The organism is Streptomyces sp. TS71-3 (genome assembly GCF_018327685.1).
In the GTDB taxonomy this organism is placed as follows: domain Bacteria; phylum Actinomycetota; class Actinomycetes; order Streptomycetales; family Streptomycetaceae; genus Streptomyces.
The window spans coordinates 1,934,994-1,959,094 of record NZ_BNEL01000003.1; the positions used below are offsets into that span (position 1 = coordinate 1,934,994).

The 24,101-nt window shown below is 73.1% G+C and carries 19 protein-coding genes and 1 pseudogene; 14 read left to right on the forward strand and 6 right to left on the reverse strand.

Annotated elements, in window-relative coordinates; all coding sequences use genetic code 11:
* Window positions 1–25 precede the first annotated feature (25 nt).
* Complete coding sequence (locus Sm713_RS32345) at window positions 26–799, reverse strand: SDR family oxidoreductase (protein ID WP_212913517.1); 774 nt, start codon at window positions 797–799, stop codon at window positions 26–28.
* Between the two features lie 348 nt (window positions 800–1,147).
* On the opposite strand from Sm713_RS32345, the gene gcl reads away from it, so the two are divergent.
* A complete protein-coding gene (gcl, locus tag Sm713_RS32350) occupies window positions 1,148–2,932 on the forward strand; it encodes a glyoxylate carboligase (RefSeq protein ID WP_212913518.1) in 1,785 nt (594 codons plus the stop codon).
* A 410-nt stretch (window positions 2,933–3,342) separates the two neighbouring features.
* Here gcl and Sm713_RS32355 read toward each other — a convergent pair whose 3' ends face one another.
* The 3 genes from Sm713_RS32355 to Sm713_RS32365 form a co-directional block, all read right to left on the reverse strand.
* Window positions 3,343–5,409 (reverse strand): phosphocholine-specific phospholipase C, encoded by a 2,067-nt coding sequence (locus tag Sm713_RS32355; RefSeq protein ID WP_212913519.1) that lies wholly within the window; start codon window positions 5,407–5,409, stop codon window positions 3,343–3,345.
* Between the two features lie 571 nt (window positions 5,410–5,980).
* Window positions 5,981–6,913, reverse strand: a complete 933-nt coding sequence (locus tag Sm713_RS32360; protein WP_212913520.1) for a 2-hydroxy-3-oxopropionate reductase — start codon at window positions 6,911–6,913, stop codon at window positions 5,981–5,983.
* A 76-nt stretch (window positions 6,914–6,989) separates the two neighbouring features.
* Window positions 6,990–7,925, reverse strand: coding sequence for a TIM barrel protein (locus Sm713_RS32365; RefSeq protein WP_212913521.1), 936 nt, complete (start codon window positions 7,923–7,925; stop codon window positions 6,990–6,992).
* 399 nt (window positions 7,926–8,324) lie between these two features.
* Between Sm713_RS32365 and Sm713_RS32370 the strand changes: the two genes are divergently transcribed.
* The 3 genes and pseudogenes from Sm713_RS32370 to Sm713_RS32380 all read left to right on the forward strand — a co-directional run bounded on the left by Sm713_RS32370 (window position 8,325) and on the right by Sm713_RS32380 (window position 11,238).
* Entirely contained in the window at window positions 8,325–9,434 is a 1,110-nt protein-coding gene (locus Sm713_RS32370; protein ID WP_212913522.1) for an NAD(P) transhydrogenase subunit alpha, read from the forward strand.
* Window positions 9,434–9,727 (forward strand): annotated as a pseudogene (locus tag Sm713_RS32375) (NAD(P) transhydrogenase subunit alpha); the annotation flags it as partial. The gene Sm713_RS32370 and the pseudogene Sm713_RS32375, both read left to right, overlap by 1 nt.
* A gap of 125 nt (window positions 9,728–9,852) precedes the next feature.
* Entirely contained in the window at window positions 9,853–11,238 is a 1,386-nt protein-coding gene (locus Sm713_RS32380; protein WP_212913524.1) for an NAD(P)(+) transhydrogenase (Re/Si-specific) subunit beta, read from the forward strand.
* 306 nt (window positions 11,239–11,544) lie between these two features.
* On the opposite strand, the gene Sm713_RS32385 is transcribed toward Sm713_RS32380, so the two are convergent.
* Entirely contained in the window at window positions 11,545–12,252 is a 708-nt protein-coding gene (locus tag Sm713_RS32385; RefSeq protein WP_212913525.1) for an SDR family NAD(P)-dependent oxidoreductase, read from the reverse strand.
* A gap of 104 nt (window positions 12,253–12,356) precedes the next feature.
* Here Sm713_RS32385 and Sm713_RS32390 point away from each other — a divergent pair, with 104 nt between their 5' ends.
* From Sm713_RS32390 to Sm713_RS32435, 10 genes are all read left to right on the forward strand, one after another.
* Complete coding sequence (locus Sm713_RS32390; protein WP_212913526.1) at window positions 12,357–13,199, forward strand: helix-turn-helix transcriptional regulator; 843 nt, start codon at window positions 12,357–12,359, stop codon at window positions 13,197–13,199.
* Between the two features lie 154 nt (window positions 13,200–13,353).
* Window positions 13,354–13,605, forward strand: a complete 252-nt coding sequence (locus Sm713_RS32395; RefSeq protein WP_212913527.1) for a hypothetical protein — start codon at window positions 13,354–13,356, stop codon at window positions 13,603–13,605.
* On the forward strand, window positions 13,602–13,979 hold the full coding sequence (locus Sm713_RS32400; protein ID WP_212913528.1) for a helix-turn-helix domain-containing protein: 378 nt from the start codon (window positions 13,602–13,604) through the stop codon (window positions 13,977–13,979). Before Sm713_RS32395 ends, Sm713_RS32400 begins: the two co-directional genes overlap by 4 nt.
* A gap of 258 nt (window positions 13,980–14,237) precedes the next feature.
* Complete coding sequence (locus Sm713_RS32405) at window positions 14,238–14,927, forward strand: hypothetical protein (RefSeq protein ID WP_212913529.1); 690 nt, start codon at window positions 14,238–14,240, stop codon at window positions 14,925–14,927.
* A 225-nt stretch (window positions 14,928–15,152) separates the two neighbouring features.
* Window positions 15,153–16,931: a serine/threonine-protein kinase gene (locus Sm713_RS32410; protein WP_212913530.1), complete on the forward strand. Its 1,779-nt coding sequence runs from the start codon at window positions 15,153–15,155 to the stop codon at window positions 16,929–16,931.
* Complete coding sequence (locus Sm713_RS41295; RefSeq protein WP_212913531.1) at window positions 16,928–19,180, forward strand: serine/threonine-protein kinase; 2,253 nt, start codon at window positions 16,928–16,930, stop codon at window positions 19,178–19,180. Before Sm713_RS32410 ends, Sm713_RS41295 begins: the two co-directional genes overlap by 4 nt.
* Window positions 19,181–19,314: 134 nt before the next feature.
* Window positions 19,315–19,920, forward strand: coding sequence for a 2-oxo-4-hydroxy-4-carboxy-5-ureidoimidazoline decarboxylase (gene uraD / locus Sm713_RS32420; RefSeq protein WP_212913532.1), 606 nt, complete (start codon window positions 19,315–19,317; stop codon window positions 19,918–19,920).
* 40 nt (window positions 19,921–19,960) lie between these two features.
* Window positions 19,961–20,422 (forward strand): hydroxyisourate hydrolase, encoded by a 462-nt coding sequence (locus Sm713_RS32425; RefSeq protein WP_249416834.1) that lies wholly within the window; start codon window positions 19,961–19,963, stop codon window positions 20,420–20,422.
* Window positions 20,423–20,426: 4 nt separating this feature from the next.
* Window positions 20,427–21,491 carry a factor-independent urate hydroxylase gene (pucL, locus tag Sm713_RS32430; RefSeq protein ID WP_212913533.1) on the forward strand — a complete coding sequence of 355 codons (1,065 nt, stop codon included), beginning with the start codon at window positions 20,427–20,429 and terminating at the stop codon, window positions 21,489–21,491.
* A gap of 102 nt (window positions 21,492–21,593) precedes the next feature.
* Window positions 21,594–22,976, forward strand: coding sequence for an 8-oxoguanine deaminase (locus tag Sm713_RS32435; protein WP_212913534.1), 1,383 nt, complete (start codon window positions 21,594–21,596; stop codon window positions 22,974–22,976).
* A gap of 178 nt (window positions 22,977–23,154) precedes the next feature.
* Here Sm713_RS32435 and Sm713_RS32440 read toward each other — a convergent pair whose 3' ends face one another.
* Window positions 23,155–24,003, reverse strand: coding sequence for a chitosanase (locus tag Sm713_RS32440; protein WP_283249836.1), 849 nt, complete (start codon window positions 24,001–24,003; stop codon window positions 23,155–23,157).
* Window positions 24,004–24,101 lie beyond the last annotated feature (98 nt).

A 24,101-nucleotide genomic window follows, 5' to 3' on the forward strand; every position in this document is an offset into this window, starting at 1 on the left:
GGCTCACCATGATGCCGGGTGCACGTCAGGCGGCGCCGCCGTTGACGTAGAGGACCTGGCCGTTGACCCAGCGGGCAGGGCCGGCGAGGAAGGAGACGGCGGCGGCGATGTCCTCGGGGTAGCCGAGGCGCTCCAGCGGCGGGACGCCGGCCAGCCGGTCGATGACCTGCTGGTCCTTGCCCTCCAGGAACAGCGGGGTGGCCGTGGGGCCCGGGGCGACGGCGTTGACGGTGATGTCCCGGCCGCGCAGCTCCTTGGCGAGGATCATCGTCATGGCGTCCACCGCGCCCTTGGTGGCCGCGTAGGCGGTGTAGCCGGGCAGCGCGAGCTTGGCGACGCTGGTGGAGAAGTTGATCAGCGCGCCGCCGCGGCGCAGCCGGCGCGCGGCCTGCTGGGTGACCACGAAGGTGCCGCGCACGTTGGTGCGGTGCATCCGGTCGAAGTCGGCGAAGTCCAGCTCGACCAGGGGCGACAGCAGCATGATGCCCGCTGTGTGGACCACCACGTCGATCCCGCCGAAGGCCTCCTCGACGTGGTCGAACACCGCGGTGACCTCGGCCTCGTCGGCCACGTCCGCCTTGAGGGCCTCGGCGGTGCCGCCCGCCTCGTTGATCGCGGCGACGGTCTTCTCGGCCCGGTCAGGGTTGCCCGCGTAGCCGATCACCACCGTCATCCCGTCGGCCGCGAGCCGCTCGGCGACCACCCTGCCGATGCCGCCGGAGCCTCCGGTGACGACGGCGACGCGTGACGACGGGCTGCCCTGGGTGGTGTTCTCCGTGGCGCTCTCCGCGATGGCCATGACTCCGTCCTTCCGGCCTGTGGGCCCCTTCGGTCCCTTCGGCCTTGTCGGTCGCTTCGGTTCGAGGCGCCCTGGTGCGTTCCGGGGTCCTCCCCAGACCTCTTGTGGACGCCACGTTCATATAAGCACGAATATGAACGTGGCGTCCATATCTCGCGGGGGTCACTCCCCTTCTGTGGTGCGGCTCACGTGCCCGTGCCGTTCTTGACGCTGCTTCCGGCCCCTTCTACATTGCTCCCGTAGCTTCCATATAACAGAATCTAACTTCCGTAATGCGGAATATAAAAAGTTGCTCACCGCGGGGCGCGACGGGAGCGGCGAAGCCAACAGCCGAAGCAGGAGCAGAACATGGCCCGTATGACCGCTGCCCGTGCGGCAGTCGAGATCCTGAAGCGCGAGGGCGTCAGCCAGGCCTTCGGCGTGCCGGGCGCCGCGATCAACCCCTTCTACGCACAGCTCAGGGCCGCCGGCGGGATCCAGCACACGCTGGCCCGGCACGTCGAGGGCGCCTCGCACATGGCCGAGGGCTACACCCGCACCCGCCCCGGCAACATCGGGGTGTGCATCGGCACCTCGGGCCCGGCCGGCACGGACATGCTCACCGGCCTGTACTCGGCGAGCGGCGACTCCATTCCGATCCTCTGCATCACCGGGCAGGCCCCCACCGCGGTGATCCACAAGGAGGACTTCCAGGCCGTCGACATCGCCTCGATCGCCGCCCCGGTGACCAAGATGGCCGTCACCGTGCTGGAGGCCGCGCAGGTCCCCGGCGTCTTCCAGCAGGCATTCCACCTGATGCGCTCAGGGCGGCCCGGGCCGGTCCTCGTCGACCTGCCGCTGGACGTCCAGCAGACCGAGATCGAGTTCGACCCGGACACCTACCAGCCGCTGCCCGTCTACAAGCCCGCCGCGTCCCGCGCCCAGATCGAGAAGGCACTCGCGCTGCTGAACGCCTCCGAGCGACCGCTGATCGTCGCCGGCGGCGGCGTCATCAACGCCGACGCCGCGGAACTGCTCGTGGAGTTCGCCGAGCTGACCGGGGTGCCCGTGGTGCCGACCCTGATGGGCTGGGGCGCCATCCCGGACGACCACGAGCTGAACGCCGGCATGGTCGGCCTGCAGACTTCGCACCGCTACGGCAACGCCACCTTCCTCCAGTCGGACTTCGTGCTCGGCATCGGCAACCGCTGGGCCAACCGGCACACCGGCAAGCTCGACGTCTACACCGCGGGACGCACCTTCGTGCACGTCGACATCGAGCCCACGCAGCTCGGCAGGATCTTCGCCCCCGACCTGGGCATCGCCTCGGACGCCGGCGCGGCCCTGGAGCTGTTCGTCCAGGTCGCCCGGGAGCTGAGGGACGCCGGGCGGCTGCCGGACCGCTCCGAGTGGGCCGAGGGGGTCCAGGAGCGCCGGGCCCGGCTCCAGCGCCGCACCCACTTCGACGACATCCCCATCAAGCCGCAGCGTGTCTACGAGGAGATGAACAAGGCCTTCGGACCCGAGACCCGCTACGTCTCCACCATCGGCCTCTCGCAGATCGCCGGCGCCCAGATGCTACACGTCTTCCGGCCCCGGCACTGGATCAACTGCGGCCAGGCCGGCCCGCTCGGCTGGACCGTGCCGGCCGCGCTCGGCGTCGCCGTGGCCGATCCGGACAACCCCGTCGTGGCGCTCTCCGGCGACTACGACTTCCAGTTCCTGCTGGAGGAGCTGGCCGTCGGCGCGCAGCACCGGATCCCGTACGTCCACGTCCTGGTGAACAACTCCTACCTCGGCCTGATCCGCCAGGCGCAGCGCGGGTTCGACATGGACTTCCAGGTCAACCTGGAGTTCCGCAACATCAACTCGCCCGAGCTGGGCGTCTACGGCGTCGACCACGTGAAGGTCGTCGAGGGGCTCGGCTGCAAGGCCCTGCGGGTCACCGACCCGAGCGAGCTGGCCGCCGCGTTCGAGGAGGCCGCCAAGCTCGCCGAGGAGTACCGGGTGCCGGTGGTCGTGGAGGCGATCCTGGAGCGGATCACCAACATCTCCATGAGCGGCACCAACGACATCGGCAACGTCGTGGAGTTCGAGGAGATCGCCACCGAGCCCTGGCACGCGCCGACCTCGATCAAGCCGCTGAAGGCCTGACGGGTGAAGGCCGACGCGTGGCCTGATGCCTGATGGCCTGACGCGTGAAGGGCGGATGCTTGATGGCCTGACGCGCCGGCACCCGGCACGCGCCGGCGCATGGTTCGCCGGCGGACGGCGGACGGCCGGCGCGCGGCCGGTGACCGGCCGGAGGCGTCCCGGTCCGGCCCGATGTGCGGCGGGCCGGACCGGGGCCGGCGCCCGGTGCACGGGCGCCGGGGCGGAACGCGACGGGCCCGGCCCGCCGGCTGCGTGCCGGAGGGCCGGGCCCGTGCGCGGTCCCGCGCGCGTGGTGCGCCCGCGTGGACCGGGGTGCTGCGGCGGCGGTCAGACGGTGCCGGACCGGCCGCGGGGATCAGCCCGTGCCGGTCAGACGGTGCCGGACCGGCCGCCGGGATCAGCCCGTGCCGTCAGACGGTGCCGATCGCCGGGTCGCTCGTGCTGACCTCGCCCGTCTCCACGTGGCCCGCGAGGCGCCGCAGGAAGGCGTCGTCGCGGCTGGAGGTCACCGACAGGTCGTACCAGCCGTGCACGCTGCTCGTACGCGCCGTGTGCACGGCGCTCGCGCCGGGCCGCAGCTGGTACGAGGCCGGGTGCTCCTTGCCGTAGCCGTCCCGGACGGTCAGCTTCACGGTGGCCGTGCCGTGGTTGGTCAGCTCCAGCTCCACCTGGCCGTGCTTCGTGTGCCGCGCGGTCACCTCGGGGCCCTGGCCGGCGTGGCCGGCGAACTGGCGCACGAAGCCGTTCGGGCCGTGCACCGACGCGTCGTACGCGCCGTCCGCGGCCGCGATGTGCAGGCCCCCGGAGAGCTTCTTGCCCGCGTCCACGGTGTACGTCCAGGGGCCGCCGGTGAGGGCCGTGGAGGTCACGTAGAACTGCGCGCCCGCCTCGCCGTGGCTGGCGAAGTCGATGCGCAGCGTGTCCGCCGCCTGCGCGCCGGCGTCCGCCGCGAGGTCGTAGGGCAGCGGCAGGGCGGGGCGCAGGCCGCGCTCCTGGCGGGGCAGCGCCGGGTCGGCGGGCGGCGTGGGCACGTAGTCGTCGTGCCGGTCGCCGTCCGGCGGCTGGTAGCCGTCGGTGGCCGGCAGGGCGGGGAAGCGGGTGTCCTTGCCCGAGAAGTCGAACGCGGAGGTCAGGTCGCCGCAGACGGTGCGGCGCCAGGGCGACACGTTCGGCTCGTGCACCCCGAAGCGCTTCTCGATGAACCGGATGATCGAGGTGTGGTCGAACACCTCGGAGCAGACCCGGCCGCCCTTGCTCCACGGCGAGACGACCAGCATCGGCACGCGCTGCCCGAGGCCGTAGGTGCCGGCGACGCTGGTGCTGGAGCCCGTGGGCGTGTAGACGTCGGGGCCGACGTCCACCGTCGAGCCGCCCTGGTCCTTGGAGGCCGCCGGGTACGGCGGGACGACGTGGTCGAAGAAGCCGTCGTTCTCGTCGTAGGTGAGGAGCAGCACGGTCTTGGACCACACGTCCGGGTCGGACGTCAGCGCGTCGAGGACCTGGGAGACGTACCAGGCACCGTAGTTCGCGGGCCAGTTGGGGTGCTCGGTGAACGCCTCGGGCGCGGCGATCCAGGAGACCTGCGGCAGCTTGCCGGCCTTCACGTCCGCCTTCAGGACGTCGAAGAGGCCGTCGCCCGCCCTGGCGTTCGTGCCGGTGCGCGCCTTGTCGTAGAGCGGGTCGCCGGGGGCGGCATTGCGGTACTGGTCGAAGTAGAGCAGCGAGTTGTCGCCGTAGTTGCCGCGGTAGGCGTCCTCGATCCAGCCCCAGGAGCCGGCCGCGTCGAGGCCGTCGCCGATGTCCTGGTAGATCTTCCAGGAGACCCCGGCCTGCTCCAGGCGCTCGGGGTACGTGGTCCAGGAGTAGCCGGCCTCGTCGTTGCCGAGGACCGGGCCGCCGCCCTTGCCGTCGTTGCCGGTGTAACCCGTCCACATGTAGTAGCGGTTCGGGTCGGTCGAGCCGAGGAACGAGCAGTGGTACGAGTCGCAGATGGTGAAGGAGTCCGCGAGCGCGTAGTGGAAGGGGATGTCCTCACGGGTCAGGTAGGCCATCGTGGTGGAGGACTTCGCCGGTATCCACTTGTCGTACTTGCCCTGGTTGACGGCGGCGTGGGTGTCGTTCCAGCCGTGCGCCAGGTCCTGGATGAACTGGAGGCCCAGGTTGTCCGCGTCGGGCCGGAACGGCAGCACGTCCTTCGAGCCGTCCGACTGGTACCAGACCGGCTTGCCGCTGGGCAGCGTCACGGGCCGCGGGTCACCGAAGCCGCGCACGCCGCGCAGGGTGCCGAAGTAGTGGTCGAAGGAGCGGTTCTCCTGCATCAGGACGACGACGTGCTCGACGTCCCGGATCGAGCCCGTGCGGCGGTTCGCGGGGATGTCCGCGGCACGGGCGATGCTGGCGGACAGCGACGTCAGCGCGGTCGCGCCGGCGGTGCCGCCCGCAAGCTGCATGAAGCGTCTGCGGTTGATGGCGGTCATGAACGGACCTGCTCTTTCTTGCGTGCCGGGACGTCGTCGGTGCGGGGGGAAGCGGCGTCAGTCTCGCCATGTGATCGAGAACTGTCCACGGCGCCCAGGGGAAACGGAGGGGAAACCTCCACCAACGTCCGGGTACGCGGGCCCCATTTGGGCCGAGGCGAACGCGGGGCTGCGCCCCGGCCCTCTCATGGGGCGCGAGGACGATCGGGCCTTGGACGGTCGGATCTACCCGGGCCCACCCAGGGGCGCGGGGCCGGCCGGCCCTGCCCCGGCCCACCCAGGGGCGCGGGGAACTGCGCGAGCAACCACACCGGCCGGTGGTCCGGAGACGGCAGAGACTGCCCCTTTGGGCCGGTGGCGACCTGCAAGGTCGCGTTGTGGCCGGGCGCTCCCCCACTGCCTGAAGGGCGTGGGAGGTACCCCCACCGCGCGCCCCTGCGCAGGCCGGGGTGGACCCGGCGTCAAACGGCGCCCCCCAAGGGGGCGCTGGGCCGGGCCGTGGCGGCGCATGGGCGCGACAGGGCAGGTGTCAGCGCCGCCACGGCCCGGGGTCAAGGGAGGTGAGGAGACCTCAGACCTCGTTGCCGGAGAGCCGTTCCACCGCGCGCAGCAGCGCGGAGTGGTCAAGACCGCCGTCGCCCTGCGCCCGCAGCGAGGCGACGAGCTGGGCGACGACGGAACCGGTGGGCAGCACGGCGCCGACGGCACGCGCCGCGTCCGTGACGATGCCCATGTCCTTGTGGTGCAGCTCGATGCGGAAGCCCGGCTTGAAGTCCCGGTTCAGGAAGTTGCCCCGCTTGCGGGCCAGCACCGTGGAGCCGGCCAGGCCCCCGCCGAGCACGTCGAGCGCGGCCTGAAGGTCCACCCCGGACTTCTCCAGGAACACCACGGCCTCCGCGCAGGCCTCGATGTTGACGGCGACGATGAGCTGGTTGGCGGCCTTCACGGTCTGGCCGGAGCCGTGCGGCCCGCAGAGCACGATGGTCTTGCCGAGCACGTCGAAGATCGGCTTCGCGGCGTCGAAGTCGGCCGCCTCGCCGCCGACCATGATGGAGAGCACCGCCTCGATCGCGCCGGCCTCGCCCCCGGAGACCGGGGCGTCCAGCACGCGGACGCCCTTCTCGCGCGCGGCGGCGGCCAGGTCGATCGACGTGCCCGGGGTGATCGAGGACATGTCGATCAGCAGGGCGCCGTCGCGGGCGTTCTCCAGGATGCCGTCAGGGCCGTACGCGACCGCCTCGACCTGCGGGGAGGCGGGCACCATCGTGATGATCACGTCCGCCTCGCGGACCGCTTCAGCGATCGAGGCCGCCGCCGTGCCGCCCGCGGCGGCGAGCCGCTCCAGTTTCTCGGGCTCCAGGGTGAATCCGGTGACCGGGTAGCCGGCCTTGATCAGGTTCTCCGACATCGGCGAGCCCATGATGCCGAGACCGATCCAGGCGACGCGGGGCAGGGCGGCGCCGACGGAGGAAGTGTTCGGGTCGGGAGTGCTGCTGGTGGTCATGAGGGTGCCTCTCCGGATGCGTTGCTGCGTGTGGGAGCGCCGTGGGCCGGCGGTGCGGGCCGCCGGCGCGGTGGCGTCAGCGTGCCGCCCGGGCCTTGCCGGGCAGCCAGTCGAACGCCTCCGCGCTCGGCCGGTCCCCGGGCTTGTACTCCAGCCCGATCCAGCCGTCGTAGCCGGCCTTGCGGAGCCGCCCGAGCAGGTCGTCGAGCGGCAGGGAGCCGGTGCCGGGCGCGCCGCGGCCGGGGTTGTCCGCGATCTGCACGTGGGCCGTGCGGTCCGTGTACCGGTCGATGACCGCGGGCAGGTCCTCACCGTTCATGGAGAGGTGGTACAGATCCATCAGGAAGCGGGCGTTGTCCAGGCCGGACAGCTCGTTCACCCGGTCCACGACCTCGATGGCCTTCGGCGCGCTGACGATCGGGCAGCGCGGCGACTCGGGGCGGTTGAGGGCCTCGATCAGCAGGGTGGCGCCGATGCGGTCGGCTGCCCGGGCGGCGATCCGCAGGTTCTCCAGCGCCAGGGCGTCCTGCTCCGCCGGGTGCACGCCGTCGACGCGGTTGCCGTACAGCGCGTTCAGCGCGCGGCAGCCGAGCGAGGCGGCGAAGTCGGCGGCCACGTCCACGTTGGCGCGGAACTTCTCCGACTCGGCGCCGGGGATCGACAGCGCGCCGCGGTCGGGGCCGGGGAGCTGCCCGGCGTAGAAGTTCAGCCCCACCAGCCACACCCCCGCGTCCTCGATGGCGCGCCGCACGGCGTCCAGCTCGGACTTCTCGGGCGTGGGCGTCTCGACCCAGGGCCACCACAGCTCGACCGCGCCGAACCCCGCGGCCGCGGCGGCGGCCGGGCGCTCCAGGAGGGGCAGCTCCGTGAACAGAATGGAGAGGTTCACGTCGTAGCGGTGGCTCGTGAGGGAGCCGGGGCCGGTGCGGTCCGCGGAAGGGGTGCCGGACGCGCCTGCCGGCTGCGCGGGATCGGAGGGGGACGGCGTGGGGTCCGAGGGAGGCGGTGCCATGAGCGGGCGGCGCTCCTTCCGTATATCGGAAGTATAATTTTGCTGTACGGAAAGCCTGCCGCTGTCGCTCGCCGCTTGTCAAGGGGCGTGCGGCGGGCCGGACCGGCCGGACCGAAACCGCCCAAGCCCCTGCGAACCCGCCCGGAAGCCCAGGGCCCCGGAGGCCGTCGACCGCCCGGACCTGGCCGGAGCACGTCATGTGCCCGCCGTGCCGGGCCCGGGGCGCATAGCCTGCTGCGCGGCGCCCGCGCACCGGCGGGGACCGGCGCCGCCGTCCCCCGCCGGACGGCGCGGTGTGCACGGGGCGCGCGTGCCCCGCCCGTGCGCGGCACGCGGTACAGGCAACGGCATTCGGTTCCGACGTTGGAGGTACGGCAGTGCGATCGCAAGGATGTGTCCATGAGCGCTGAGACCGCCCGGCGCCCCGCGGGCGCGACCGTGGGGGTGCCCCGGGAGAGGGGAGCCGGCGAGCGCCGGGTCGCCCTCGTGCCGAAAGTCATCGAACGGCTCCGCGGCTCGTGCGGAGCGGTGGTCGTGGAGCCCGGGGCCGGACTCGGCGCCCTGATCCCCGACGAGATGTTCGCCGCCGCGGGCGCCACCATAGGCGACCCCTGGGCGTGCGACGTGGTGGTGAAGGTCGCCCCGCCGACCGCGGAGGAGACCGCCCGGCTGCGCTCCGGCGCCGCCCTCGTCGGCTTCCTCGCCCCACTGGTCGACCCCGCGGCCGTCGAGGCCCTGCGCGCCGCCGGCGTCCTGGGCTTCGCCATGGAGTCCGTGCCGCGGATCTCCCGCGCGCAGTCCATGGACGCCCTGTCGTCGCAGGCGAACGTCGCCGGCTACAAGTCCGTGCTGCTCGCGGCGGAGCGCTCCACCCGGTTCTTCCCGATGCTGACCACCGCGGCCGGCACCGTGAAGCCCGCGACCGTCCTGGTGCTGGGCGTCGGCGTGGCCGGCCTCCAGGCGCTCGCCACCGCCAAGCGCCTGGGCGCCCGCACCACCGGCTACGACGTGCGCCCCGAAGTCGCCGAGCAGGTGCGGTCGCTGGGCGCCCAGTGGCTCGACCTCGGCATCGAGGCGGCCGGCGAGGGCGGCTACGCCCGCGAGCTGACCGGCGACGAACGGGCCGAGCAGCAGCGCCGCCTGGAGCGTGCCATCACCGGCTTCGACGTCGTGATCACCACGGCGCTGGTGCCGGGCCGCAAGGCGCCGACCCTCGTCACCGCGGAGGCCGTGAAGGGCATGCGCCCCGGCAGCGTGGTCGTCGACCTGGCGGGCGAGAGCGGCGGGAACTGCGCGCTGACCGAGCCCGGCGAGAGCGTCGTCAGGCACGACGTCACCATCGCCGCCCCGCTCAACCTGCCGGCGACCATGCCGGAGCACGCCTCGGAGCTGTACGCGCGCAACGTCGCGGCGCTGCTGGGGCTGATCCTCGACGAGGACGGTGCCGTCGCACCGGACTTCTCGGACGAGGTCCTTGCCGCGTCCTGCGTCACACGAGGGGAGTCCTGATGGAGTCGGGCAGCCTGCTGGCGAACATCGCGATCCTGGTCCTGGCCGGGTTCGTCGGCTTCGCCGTCATCTCGAAGGTGCCGAACACCCTGCACACCCCGCTGATGTCCGGCACCAACGCCATCCACGGCATCGTGCTGCTCGGCGGCCTCACCGTGCTCGGCGAGCTGCGGAACCCGTCCGTACTGGACTCCGCCGTCCTGGTGATCGCGATCACCTTCGGCATGATCAACGTCGTCGGCGGCTTCCTGGTGACCGACCGGATGCTCGGGATGTTCAAGTCCCGTCCGGCGGCCCGGAAGGCGGAGGGGGTCGCCCAGCCACCGGACGCCGGGCGGGGCACGGGCGTGGACCGGAGCACGGGCGCGGGCCCGAGCGCGGACCGCGGGGCGAGCACGGACCGGAAGGCGGGCGAGTGATGGACACGGTGGTCCGCGTTCTCTACATCATCGCGTTCGCCCTCTTCATCTACGGCCTGTCCGGGCTGACCGGACCCAGGACGGCGGTGCGCGGCAACCAGACCGCCGCCGTGGGCATGCTGGTCGCGGTCGTGGCGACGCTGCTGCGGGTCGACCACAACTGGGCCCTGATCGTGGTGGGCCTCGTCGCCGGGGCGCTGCTCGGCGTGCCCGCCGCCCGGCGGGTCCGGATGACCGCGATGCCGCAGATGGTGGCGTTGTTCAACGGCGTCGGCGGCGGCGCGGTCGCCCTCATCGCCTGGTCGGAGTTCCGCACCTCGGACGGGTTCACCGGCAGCGCCGGCTACGTCGTCGTGGCCTCGATGTTCGCCGCGCTCGTCGGGTCCGTCTCCTTCTGGGGCTCGCTGGTGGCCTTCGGCAAGCTCCAGGAGGTCCTGCCCGGCCGCCCGGTGGGGCTCGGCCGGGTGCAGAGCTACGTGAACGTCCTGCTGCTCGCCGTCGGCGTGGTGTGTGCCGTGGTGGCGGGGCTCGGCGGGGCGTCCCAGGTGTGGGTGATCCTGGTGCTGGTGCTCGCCGCGGTGCTCGGCGTCATGGTCGTCATCCCGATCGGCGGCGCCGACATGCCCGTCGTCATCTCGCTGCTGAACGCCCTCACCGGGCTCTCGGCCGCGGCGGCGGGCCTGGCGCTCGACAACACCGCGATGATCGTCGCGGGCATGATCGTCGGCGCCTCCGGCTCCATCCTCACCAACCAGATGGCCGTCGCCATGAACCGCACGATCCCGGCGATCGTGGCCGGCGGCTTCGGCGGGGGAGGCACGCTTCCGGGCGGCGCCGGCGCGGACGTGGACCGCACCGTGCGCTCCACGTCCGCCGCGGACGCCGCCATCCAGATGGCCTACGCGGCGCAGGTGATCGTCGTGCCCGGCTACGGCATGGCGGTGGCGCAGGCCCAGCACGCGGTGAAGGACATGGCCAAGCTGCTGGAGGGCAAGGGGGTGGAGGTCAAGTACGCCATCCACCCGGTGGCCGGCCGGATGCCCGGCCACATGAACGTGCTGCTCGCCGAGGCGGACGTCTCCTACGACGCGCTCAAGGAGATGGACGAGATCAACGACGAGTTCGCGCGTACCGACGTCACGCTGGTGATCGGCGCGAACGACGTCACGAACCCCGCCGCGCGCACGGATCCGTCGAGCCCGATCCACGGCATGCCGATCCTCAACGTCGACGAGTCCCGCCAGGTCATCGTCCTCAAGCGGTCGATGAGCAGCGGCTTCGCCGGCATCGACAACCCCCTCTTCTACGCCGACCGCACGACGATGCTCTTCGGCGACGCGAAGAAGTCCGTCCTGGAGGTGACGGAAGAACTCAAGGCGCTGTGACCCTGGTTGTGGCGCCCTCGACGCACCGGCCGGCGGTCCGGCCACGACCTCGTCTGCCCTTTTGGGACGGTGACGACCTGACCGCGTCGTCGTGGCTGGCCGCGCAGTTCCCCGCGCCCCTGAGTGGGCCAGGGTTGGCCCCGGCGCCAACGGCGCCCCCAAAGGGGCGCGGGGAACTGCGCGAGCAACCCAGACGACACCGCCGGATCACCACCGTCCCAAAGGGGCAGACGCGGTCATGGCCGGGCTACCGGCAGGAGGTGGGTTGCGGCCGCGGCGGAACCGGGGTGCCTGGCGGCACGAGGGTCACCAGGGAAGCGTCCCCTGCGCGTCGAAGTACCCCCCGGTGGGGCCGTCCGGCCCGATCTGGGCCATCCGCACGATGATCTCGGCCCCCTCCTCGACCGTCTGCGTACCGGTGTTGCCGTTCAGATCGGTCTTGGTGAAGCCGGGCTCGACGGAGTTGATCCGCATGTTCGGGTACGCCTTGGCGTACTGGATGGTGATCACGTTCACCACCATCTTCGAGGCCGGGTACGCCACGCCCGGGTAGGTGTGCGTGGGGGTGCCGGGCTCGGTGATCCGGGCCAGTGACCCCAGGCCGCTGCTGAGGTTGACCACGACCGGCGCGGCCGAACGCTCCAGCAGCGGCAGGAACGCGTGCAGGACCCGCACCGTGCCGAAGACGTTCGTCTCGAACGTCCGGCGCACGATGTCGGGCGTCAGGTCCGCCGGGCCGATCACGCTGTTGCCGGGGCCCCGCTCCTCGACGCCCGCGTTGTTGACGAGCACGTCGAGGCCGCCGCCGGCCTCGACGGCCCGCGCCGCGGCGGCCACCGACTCGTCGTCGGTGGTGTCGAGCAGGACCAGCCGCGCCCCGAGCTCCGCGGCGGCCCGGCGCCCGCGCTCGGGGTCCCGGCAGCCGATGTAGACGGTGTGGCCGGCCGCGATGAGCCGGCGGGCGGCCTCGAAGCCGAGGCCCTTGTTCGCTCCGGTGATCAATGTCGTCGTCATGGGATCCAGCGTGCGACGCCACCCCGTGACCAGCCAGGACCCGGATCCTCATGGGACTGCTGGTACCAGGCCGGGCGGGCGCCGGCGGGTGCACACTGGGCTGCGTGACGACGGCTGAGTTCGGAAGGGCGCTGCGGCGCTGGCGGGAGAGGGTCCCGCCGGGCGCCGCCGGGCTGCCCGCGGGCGGCCAGCGGCGCGCTGCCGGGCTGCGCCGCGAGGAGCTGGCCCTGCTGGCCGGGATCTCGGTCGACTACGTCATCCGCCTCGAACAGGGCCGGGCGACCAACCCGTCACCCGGTGTCGTCGAGGCCCTGGCCAGGGCGCTGCGGCTGTCGCCGGACGAGCGCGCGTACCTGTTCCGGGCGGCCGGTCTCGCCGAGCCGGGACCGGACCTGGTCCCCGGATACATCACGCCGAGCGTCCAGCGGATGCTGGACAGGCTGGTCGGCGTGCCCGTCGGCGTCTGGGACGCCGCCTGGACCATGCTCATGGCCAACCCGCCCTACGCGGCCCTCATGGGCGACCCGTCCGGCTGGCGCGGCCACGAGCGCAACGGCGTGTGGCGCACCTTCCTCGGCCCCGGCTCCCGGGTCCGGCAGAGCCCCGAGGAGCGGCGCGACCTCCAGGCGGTCCAGGTGGCGGACCTGAGGGAGACCGCGGGCCGCTACCCGAACGACCCGGGCCTGCGGGAGCTGATCGCGGAGCTGCACGCGAAGAGCGCCCGGTTCGCCGAGCTGTGGGACGGGGGCGCCGTGCAGGTGCACAGGGCCGCGCGCAAGACCGTCGAACACCCCCAGGTGGGCCTGCTGACGCTGGACTGCGACGTGCTCAGCGTGGCGGGCAGCGACCTGCGCATGATGGTCTACACGGCCGAGCCCGGCACCACCGACGAGGAGCGCCTCGCGCTCGTCCTCACCCTGGGCCTCCAGGAACTCGGAGTCCGTTAGGGTCGTCCCGGAGCGAAGAGGGGCACACCGGCCGGCGATGCGTCCCGCGCAGCGGCGAGAAGGCCGGGCGTCCGCGGGGAGGGCCCCCGGCCGCGGCCTCTCACGCGGCAACCGGCAGCACGCGCAGGCCGCAGCGAGGATCCTGGGAGCACCCGTGCGATTGACAGTGGAGTTCACCACCGAACCCTTCGACCTGGACGAGCCTCCCGGCCACGCCCTGGTCGCCCGTGACGTCATCCAGGACGCGGAACTGGACGCCTTCGACATAGGCCCCTTCGGCAACACCGTGGAGGGCGAGGCGTCCGCCGTCCTCGGCGCCATCGACGCGCTGCTGCGCCGCACCCTCGACGCCGGGGCGACCCGCATCTCGCTCCAGGTCAACGTGGCCGCCGAGGAGGACCGTTGACCGGCGGCACCGACGAGCCGTTCGCCCGGGCCGTCAAACCCCTCGTGGACGCCATGGGCGCCCAGATGCTGCCGCCCGCGCAGGCCGGCCCCGACGACATCGTGCTGTCCTGGCAGGGCAGACAGGTCGTCGCCGTCCGCCTGCCCCAGCTCGCCGACTCCCTGGACCGCATCCTCGCCGCGCTGGAGCGCGAGCACGGCGGGCCGCTCGCGGACCTCGACCGCAGGACGAAGCAGAAGGTCGTACGGCAACTGGAGGCACGCGGCGCGTTCTCGGTACGGCACGGCGTCGAGACCGTCGCCACGGCCCTGGGCGTCAGCCGCTTCACCGTCTACAACTACCTCAACAGGGAGCAGGCGAAGGGCTCCGGGTGACCCGGGCCAGCGGACGTGGCGGCAGCGGGCCGCGGCGGGGCGGCGGACCCCGTCGGGCGTGCTCGTCGCCGATCACGGCACACGCTGCACCGAACCCCGGTGCGTTCTGCCCCCGTGGCTGCCCCGGCGGACTCTGTCCACGCGTGCGTACGGCTGGTAGGGAGGAGAGGAGCCCTGGGAGGTCTCTTGCCCTCACACGCGCACCCATTACCGAGCACCGCCGCGGACAGGCCGCACTCAACGCCCCGTACCGCCTCGGTGACACCAGCCGCGCCGACGATCGCCGCCCTGCAACGCACGGTCGGCAACGCTGTCGTCCAACGGATGCTGCGGCGCAACAACTTCAGCACGGCGACCCGGACGGCCATGCCCGTGGCCCAGGGGCAACACCGCAGGCACATCGTCCCGCACCACGCGATGAAAGGCGCGCTGCAGAACTGGTGGGACTCCAAAGGCTCCCAGACCGCCGGAAACAACACGCAGCTCAATTCCCTGCGCGATGTCCAGGGCCTGCTGGACTCGATGAACAACAACACCAGCAACCTGTGGCCGGGGCAGGGAGCCGCCAACAGCGCGATCGGAATGCTCGCCCACCACATGCCGGATCTCATCGATGAGATCAGCAGGCAACACCTGGCCGGTCAGGAGGCGTACGACGTCATCGCCCAGTACTCCGGCTTCCAGCAGAACACCCAGCAGCAACTCGCCGACCCCATCTTTGAATTCGTGCGGAACCAGGCAAACCCGAGAGAAGTCGTACGGTTCCTCAAGCAGGTGCAGCTGAACGCGGAAATCGACATGCCGTCCGGGAACCCGCAGGCGTCCGTGATGGCTTGGCAGGATCTGCGAGGGCGATTCGAACGGCTCCAGAACGATCCCGTACGCCACACGGAGGCTCACGTCCTCAGCCTCTACCAGGACTTCATGAACATGCCCGCTCCCGTCTGAGACCGCCGCGTCCTCGGGAGTCCGGGCCGCACCGCCCTTCCGGCCCTGGTACGCGGCGCCGGCACGGCCCCGGGGCCCGCGGCGACGGCTCTGCTCGTCCGGTGGGTGCGACGGGGGTGGCGCGGCACCGGGGCACCCCGGTGGCGGCGGACCGCCCCGACGGCCGAGGCCCTAGACTCTGCCGCACTCTGCCGGGGGAACCGGCGACGGGGGAAGGTGTGGGGGATGCTGGAAGCCGCTCCGTTGCAGCCGGGCGACCCGGGGGAGGTGCCCGGCTACCGGCTGGAGGGCAGGCTCGGGGAGGGGGCGCAGGGCGTCGTCTTCCTCGGGCGCGATCCGGCCGGCGGCCCTGCCGCGGTGAAGGTGCTGCACGCCCGCCTCTCCGGTGACGACCAGGCACGCCGCAGGTTCCTCCAGGAGATAGCCGCCGCCAAGCACGTCGCCGGGTTCGGCACGGCCCGGGTGCTGGACGCCGACGCGAGCGGGGACCGCCCGTACGTGGTGAGCGAGTACGTCGACGGGCCCTCGTTGCAGAAGCTGGTGGCCGAGCAGGGGCCGCGCACGGGCGGCGCTCTGGAGCGGCTCGCCGTGGGCACAGCGATGGCGCTGACCGCGATCCACCGGGCCGGGGTCGTGCACCGCGACCTCAAACCGGGCAACGTCCTGCTCGGGCCCGACGGCCCCCGCGTCATCGACTTCGGGATCGCCCGCGCGCTGGCCGGAGCGCCCACCCTCACCGCCGGAGCCGTCGGCACGCCCGCGTACATGGCGCCCGAACAGCTCGGCCGGGGCGAGACAGGCCCCGCGGCCGACGTCTTCGCCTGGGCCTGCACGATGGTCTACGCGGCCACCGGCGCGCCGCCGTTCGGGAACGACACCGTCGCCGCCGTGATGACCCGGGTGCTGACCGCCGAGCCCGACCTGTCCGGTGTGCCCGCGCCGCTCGCCGGTGTCGTCGCCGCCTGCCTGGCCAAGGACCCCGCCGCACGCCCCGGCATCCGGCAGGTGCTGGACCGGGTGCTCGGCGAGCCGGAGGGCGGCGGCGCGGCATCCGCCCCGGTGCCGCCGACGGCCACCACCGTGGACAGCGGCCCCACGGCTCCGTCCGCCACCGCGGTGGACACCGGCCCGCACGCTCCCACCGCCACCACCGTGGACCCCTCGCCCGCCGCCACCGCCCCGCCGGACCCGTCGGCCGCCACCGTCACGCGCGTGCCGCTGTCCACCCCGCCGCCGCCCACCGCACCGCCCGCGGTGCCGCCGGCCGCCGAGTCGCCGGCGGCCGGCGGGAAGCGCCGGCGGTGGCCCGTGGTCGTCGGAGGGGTGGCCGTCCTCGCCGTGCTCGCGGGCGCCGGCGTCTGGTGGCTGGGCGGGGGTGACGAGCAGAAGTACACCAAGCTGACCGAGAGCGGCTGCCGGATGGTCACGGCGGCGACCGCCCGGAAACTGGTCCCGCAGGCGGCGGTCGACCACGACGGCGAGGGGCCCGACCACGAGAAGGCGTCGTACATCCGGTCCGGCTGCGAGTGGTCACGCGTCGGGGACGCCTATCCCACCCTGCGGCAGTTGAGCGTCAGCGTCCTCGTCGAGCTCGACATGAAGGACCCGGACCTGGTCGACGGGGATCCGACCGACGGGATACGCCGCGCCACGGCCGACCTGGACTCCGACCGGAAGGACTTCAAGGCCAAGGCCGATCGCACCCAGGACCTCGGCGGCGGCTTCGTGACCTACTACGGCTCGACCGCGGATCTTGCCGGGATCGGCGATGAGGCGGTCGTCATCTCCCACCACGACCTGGGCGACGGCGGCGCCTACGACCCCGAGGTGGTGGAGATCCGGGCACGGCTGGCCAACGCCGAGATCGACGTGCAGTACATGTCCGCCGCGAAGTCCGGCAAGCGGATGATCCCCACCACCGGGCCCGAGGTGCAGAAGCTCGCCGAGACGGCGGCCCACGACCTCGTCGACAGCCTTCGGAACTGCACGGAGTGCACCCGATGAGCCCCGCGCACGACGGCGCGAACCCTGTACACGACGGCGCCGGCCGCGTACACGACGGCCAGAGCGCCGTCTCCGTCGCCCCGCTGCACTCCGGGGACCCGGCGGCCATCGCCGGCTACCGGCTCGCGGGCCGGCTCGGACAGGGCGGCCAGGGCGTCGTCTACCTCGGGTACGGCTCGGGCGGCGAGAAGGTCGCCGTCAAGCTGCTGCACGCCTCGTTCGGCGCCGATCCCAGGGCGCGTACCCGCTTCGCGCGCGAGGTCGACACCGCCCGCCGCGTCGCCTCCTACAGCACCGCGCAGGTGCTCGCCGCGGACATCGAGGGCTCCCAGCCGTACGTCGTCAGCGAGTTCATCGACGGGCCCTCGCTGCTGGAGTACGTCCGCGGACACGGCCCGCAGCGCGGCGAGGCGCTGACCCGGCTGGCGATCGGCACCCTGGCGGCACTGCTCGCGGTGCACCGCGCCGGGATCGTGCACCGCGACTTCAAGCCCGCGAACGTGCTGCTGCCGCGGGAGGGCCCCCGGGTCGTCGACTTCGGCATCGCCCGCGTGCTGGAGAACGCCAGCACCCTCACCAGCCAGGTCATCGGCACCCCCGCCTACATGGCGCCGGAGCAGCTGAACGGCAAACCGGTCACGCCGGCCACGGACATGTTCGCGTGGGGCGCCACGATGGCGTTCGCGGCCACGGGGCGCGCGCCGTTCGGCTCCGACAGCGTGGCCGCCGTCATCGCCGGGGTGCTGCACGCCGAACCCGACCTGGCCGGGGTCGACGGGCCGCTGCGCCCGGTCGTCGCCGCCTGCCTGGCGAAGGACCCGGCGGCCCGCCCAGGTGTCCGGGAACTGCTCGCCCGGTTCCTGGACGGCGACCCCTCGGCCGCCACGCAGGCCGGGACCCCGGCAGCGGCCACCGCCGTGGTCCCGGAGGCCACGCTGCTGGACGCGGCGAACCGTGCCGTGGCGGACCTGGCCGCGGCGCCCACGGCCACGTCCGTGCCCACGCAGGGCGGCCCGGCGCGCACGTCACCTGCGCCGGATCGGCCCGCGTCGCCGCCGGATCGGCCCGCAGGACCCTCGCGCCGCGGGCTGCTGATCGGGGGAGGCGTTCTCGTCGCGGCGGCCGCCGGCGGCTCGCTGGCCTACCTGCTCAGGGACGACCGGCCCCTGGGCGGCGACCGCACCCGGTGGACGCACGCCGTCGGAGGCAAGGAGGTCGGGCAGATCGCCGCGACCGCCGACGCCGTCTTCTTCGCCTCCGAGGCCGGCTCGCTCCAGGCCCTCGACGCCACCACGGGCAAGGCGCTCTGGACGCACAAGGGCGCCGTCTCCCACCTGGTGCGCTCCGGCACCACCCTCTTCGCCGTCGACGGCACCCGGCTGCGGGCCATCGACGCGAGCGGCGGCCGGGTCCGCTGGTCCGTCACCCTCTCGCGCAACCCCCTGGGCGCCGACGACGCGAGGCTCGCCACCAGCGGAGACCTCGTCCTGATCGCCACCGATCGGTTCGCGGCCGACGGGCGGCCGGAGGTCGTCCTCCGGGCCCTGAGCGCCGCCGACGGCTCGCGCCGCTGGAGTGCGGCCCCGGCCCGCCTGCAAGGCTCCGTCGCGGACCTCACGCTGGCGGCCTCCCCGAAGGGGATCGTCGCGACCACGCACGGGAGCTCCGGAGGGAAGTTCTACGGGACCGTGGCCGGCCTGTCGCCCGGCACGGGTGAGGAGCTGTGGCACACCGGCCTGGCCACCGCCAGCGGCTTCGGCGCCACCGCCGTGGTCGGCGACACCGCGCTGGTCGGCCTGCCCGACGTGAACGGCTCCTTCCACGCCTACGACCCGGCCACCGGCCGCCAGCGCTGGAGCGCGCCGCTCGTCGAACACGGCACCGTCTCGCTCGCCGCCGACGCGGACACCGTCTACTTCTGCGGTGCCCGGCGCACCGAGCCGGGCGGCTCCAACACCGCGGAGGCCCTGTACGCCCTCGACCGGGCCACCGGCAAGCAGCGCTGGACCGCCCAGACGCCGACCTACGGCGAGACGTGGGGGCCGGTGGGGAACGTGGTACTGGCCACCGGCAAGTCCTTCAACGGCATCTGGGCGCTCGACACCCGAACCGGTGACACCGTCTGGTCCGTCGACGACATGCCGAAGCCGACCCTGCTCGCCTGGAACGACACCACCGCGTTCCTGGTGGCGGGCGGCGACGACAACGGCGACGACCAGACCCTGTACGCGCTGCGCATCGCACGCTGAGCACCCTTGCCGGGACGCCCGCACCGGAGGCGGCTCCGGACACGAATTCAACAAAGTGTTGACGACTCTCGGGTGAGGGTATGGGATAGGCGCACCCCAGCCCGATTCCGCGACGAAGGCCGGAGGCCGCCGTGATGTCGTCCGCGCAGCGCTCCACCGGGCCGCTCCCTGCGGCGGCCGCGGCACTCGACCGGTTCAACGCCCTCCCCGAGGACGCGGCCACCGCCGTACTCCACGACGTCTGCTCCTCGGCCGCCTGGGTACGCGCCCTGCTCGACGGGCGCCCGTACGCCACCCTCGGCGGGCTGCTCGCCGCGCAGGACGCCGCCACCGCCGCGCTGACCGCCACGGACCTGGCGGAGGCGATGGCCGGGCACCCGCCGATCGGGGATCCGGCACCCCGTGGCCCGGCGGACGGTGATCCGGCACCAGGAGACCCGGCACCAGGAGACCCGGCACCCGGCGGCGGGCACTCCGCCCGCGAGCAGGCGGGCATGGCCCGCGCGTCCGAGCGGCTCAAGGAGGAGATGACCACGCTCAATCGGGCGTACCGCGAGCGGTTCGGGCACGTCTTCCTGATCTGCGCCTCCGGCCTGAGCGCCGGTCAGATGCGGGACGCGCTGGCGGCACGGCTGCGCAACACGCCGGACCGCGAGCGCGAGATCGTCCGCACCGAACTGGCGAAGATCAACCGCATCCGTCTGACCCGCCTCGCGACGGCCCAAGAGGAGCGCACGTGAACCGGACGGGACCGCACACGACGGCCGGAGAGGAGCCCGCATGACCCCCGGCGGCACGACCCCGGAGGGCATGCATGCCCCGGCGCCCCCGCACGCCACCGTCTCCACGCACGTCCTGGACACCGCGGCGGGCCGCCCCGCGGCGGGCGTTCCGGTCGAACTCGCCGCCCGCCCGGACGGTGGCGCGGCCTGGGCGCCGGTCGGCGCCTCGCGCACCGACGCGGACGGCCGGTGCCGGGACCTGCCCGCGCCGCCGGCCGGCACCGCCCATGTGCGGCTCACGTTCGGCACCGGGTCCTACGCCACCGGCCCCGAGGAACCCACCAGCAGTCCCGCCACGTCCGGCGGGCCGGCCGAGGCACGGCATGACGCCCCCCGCCCGGGGGACGGCGGTGCGTTCTTCCCGGAGGTGGCGGTCGCCTTCGCCGTCGCGCCGGGGGAGCATTACCACGTGCCGCTGCTGCTGAGCCCGTTCGGCTACTCCGTCTACCGAGGGAGCTAGCAAGATGACCACCGACGCCCGCGCCGCAGCCGGCGCCCACGACCCCCGCGCCGGCGCACGCGTCACCGGCCAGCGCACCGCCCCGCCGGACGGCGGCGAGCGGCCCGTACTGCTCGGCCCGAACCAGTACGGCAAGGCCGAGAACCGCGTGGTGCGGATCACCCGGGACGGCGCCACGCACCACATCAAGGACCTGAACGTCTCCGTCGCGCTCTCCGGCGACATGGCGGACGTGCACTACACCGGCTCCAACGCCCACGTGCTGACGACGGACACCACCAAGAACACCGTGTTCGCCTTCGCCAAGGAGCACGGCATCGAATCCGCCGAGCAGTTCGCGATCCACCTCGCCCGGCACTTCGTCACCTCCCAGGACGCCATCCACCGGGCGAGGATCAGGATCGAGGAGTACGCCTGGGAGCGCATCGGGATATCCGGCGGGGAGGGTGACGGCTCCACTCCGGACGGCTGCCCGGACGCGCGCCCGGCTTCGGCCCCGGAGGACGGCACCGTGCCCGCCCCGCACTCCTTCGTCCGCAGCGGCCGGGAGACCCGCACCACCCAGGTCACCTTCGACGGGCACACCTGGGAGGCCGTCTCCGGGCTCCGCGACCTGACGGTCATGAACTCCACGGACTCCGAGTTCTGGGGCTACACCAAGGACAGGTACACGACCCTCCCGGAGGCGTACGACCGCATCCTCGCCACCCGGGTCAGCGGCTGCTGGCGGTTCGGCTGGAGCGGCGAGGGGCCGGCGCCCGACTGGGACGAGTCGTACGCCCGGACCAGGGACCACCTGCTGCGGGCCTTCGCGGAGACCTACTCGCTCTCGCTCCAGCAGACGCTGTACCAGATGGGGGCGCGCGTCATCGACCACCGGACGGAGATCGACGAGGTGCGCCTCTCGCTGCCCAACCAGCACCACTTCCTCGTCGACCTGGAGCCGTTCGGACTCGCCAACGACAACGAGGTCTACATCGCCGCCGACCGCCCGTACGGCCTGATCGAGGGCACCGTGCTGCGCGCCGGACGCGAGGCCCGCATCCCCGCCGACCTGACCAGCCCCTGATACGCCCCTGACCGGGCCCGGAACCGACGGCCCGACCGGCCCCGACCCGCTCCGCCGGCGGCGTTCCCGCACCCGGCCGGGAGAAGAGAGGACACCCCCGCCATGGCACCCACGGCAGCCCAGCGCCTCGTCATCGAGAACTGCGCGATCGCGACCGTCGACGCCCGGGACACTGAGTACGCCTCGGGGCACGTCGTGATCGCGGGGGACACGATCGAGGCCGTCGGCCCGGGTCCCGCGCCCGCCGGCGCGGAGGGCGCCCGGCGCATCGACGGCACCGGCCACCTGCTCACGCCGGGCCTCGTCAACACGCACCACCACTTCTACCAGTGGCTCACCCGGGGCCTGGCCACCGACGACAACCTCTTCGACTGGCTCACCGCCCTCTACCCGGTCTGGGGCCGGATCGACGAGCGGATGCTCCACGCCGCCGCGCAGGGCTCGCTGGCGATGATGGTCCGCGGCGGCGTCACCACCGCCGCTGACCACCACTACGTCTATCCGCGCGGCGCCGGCGACCTGACCGGCGCGATCGTCCGGGCCGCCGCCGGCCTGGGCGTCCGCCTGACGCTGGCCCGCGGCTCGATGGACCTCGGCGAGTCGGACGGCGGACTGCCGCCGGACTTCGCCGTGGAGTCCCTGGAGGGCGCGCTCGCCGCCACCGAGGAAGCCGTCGACACGCACCACGACCCGTCGCCCGACGCGATGACGCAGATCGCGGTGGCGCCCTGCTCGCCGTTCTCCGTCTCCACGGAACTGCTCCGGCAGAGCGCGGACCTCGCCCGCCGCAAGGGGGTGCGGCTGCACACGCACGGCTCGGAGACGGTGGAGGAGGAGAAGTTCTGCCACGAGCGGTTCGGCATGGGGCCCACCGACTACTTCGAGAGCACGGGGTGGCTCGGCGGCGACGTGTGGATGGCGCACTGCGTCCACATGAACGACTCGGACATCGAGGCGTTCGCCCGCACCGGCACCGGGGTGGCGCACTGCCCCTCGTCCAACGCCCGGCTCGCCGCCGGCATCGCCCGGGTGCCCGACATGCTCGCCGCGGGCGTCCCGGTCGGCCTCGGCGTGGACGGCACCGCGTCCAACGAGTCCGGGGAACTCCATACCGAACTGCGGGGTGCCCTGCTCATCAACCGCCTCGGCCGGCACCGGGAACGGGCTCTCGGCGCCCGCCAGGCGCTGCGGCTCGGCACGTTCGGCGGGGCGACGGTGCTTGGGCGGGCCGACCGGATCGGCTCCGTCGAGCCCGGCAAGCTCGCCGACCTCGTGCTGTGGCGGATGGACACCCTCGCGCACGCGTCCATCGAGGACCGGGTCACCGCGCTGGTCTTCGGCGCCCCGGCGCCCGTCACGCTCTGTCTCGTCGGCGGCAGGCCCGTCACCGAGGACGGCCGGGTGCTGGGCGCCGACGAGGACGCCATCGCGCGGGCCACCCGTCAGGAGGCGCGGCGCCTGGCCGGCCTCGTGGACCTCAACTGACCCCCGGCCGGGATCCTCTTTCGCGCAGTTCCCCGCGCCCCTGAAGGGGCGCGGGGAACTGCGCGAAAGAGTCCCGCCGGCCGTCGGTGGGGGACGAGAGCCTGTGGGGCTGGGTGGGTCCCCCACCGGGGGGCGCGGGGAACTGCGCGAAGGGCCAGGCCGGCCCCGGAGCCCCCGCTCAGCCGCCGATGTGGTACGGGTCGCCGTAGACGTGCCAGTCCAGCGGCGGGTCCAGGTCGAGGTTGCCCGCGTCCAGGAACACCCGCTGCTCGGTGTCCACCCGGCTGGTGTCCGAGTGGGCCTCCTCCTGCTTCATCGCCCAGACCCGCGCGTCCAGGAAGGCATTGAGGTAGTCGACCTCGTCGCCGCCGTCCGCGGGCGTGCTCGCCTGGCCCAGCGCCCGCTTGCGGATCGAGCCGAAGCTCGTCGGGTCGTCGCCGTCGCCGTGCATCACGATGGCGTCGTAGTAGGCGAACTGGCCGAGGACGCCGAGCCCGTCCTTCTTGCCCTGGCTGACCGCCGGGTTGAAGTACACCCGGTCGCGCTCGTCGTTCTGAGCCTGCTGGAACGCCTCGTCCTCGGCGGCCTCCTGCCAGGCGTCGGTGAAGCCCGGGTCCAGGCCGTCGTGCGAGTCGCTGCCGTCCACGTCGCGCAGGGCGGGCAGGAACGGCGCGAGCGGGTTGTCGGGCACCCGCTGCGTGTAGAGCTCGACCAGCTCCAGCATGTCGTGGGTGCCGGAGCAGAAGCCGATGATGCCGGCGGTGTAGCCGCGGCCGTCGCCGATGTCCTCGATGTAGCCGTACTGGCCCTTCCAGTCCAGCGAGGAGTTCTCCGCGCTGGAGACGAGCTCCATCGCGATCTCCTTCTTCGCCGGGTCGTCGAGCCCGCCGGCCTTCGCGCCCGCGGAGCCAAGGCCGTTGGCGCTCGCGGACTGGCCGATGAGCACGGCGGGTCCGGCGACCAGCGCGGCTCCCATCAGGGTGAGCATGGTGCGCCGGCGGGGGCGGTGGGTGTGGGGGGAGTGCACGTGACCTCCATGAGGGGGTGGGTCGTGCCGGTGCGTGAGGCGCACCGGTGCTGTCGTGCCCGTACGGGTCGCATGCCGCGTGACGCGGCGCGCACACT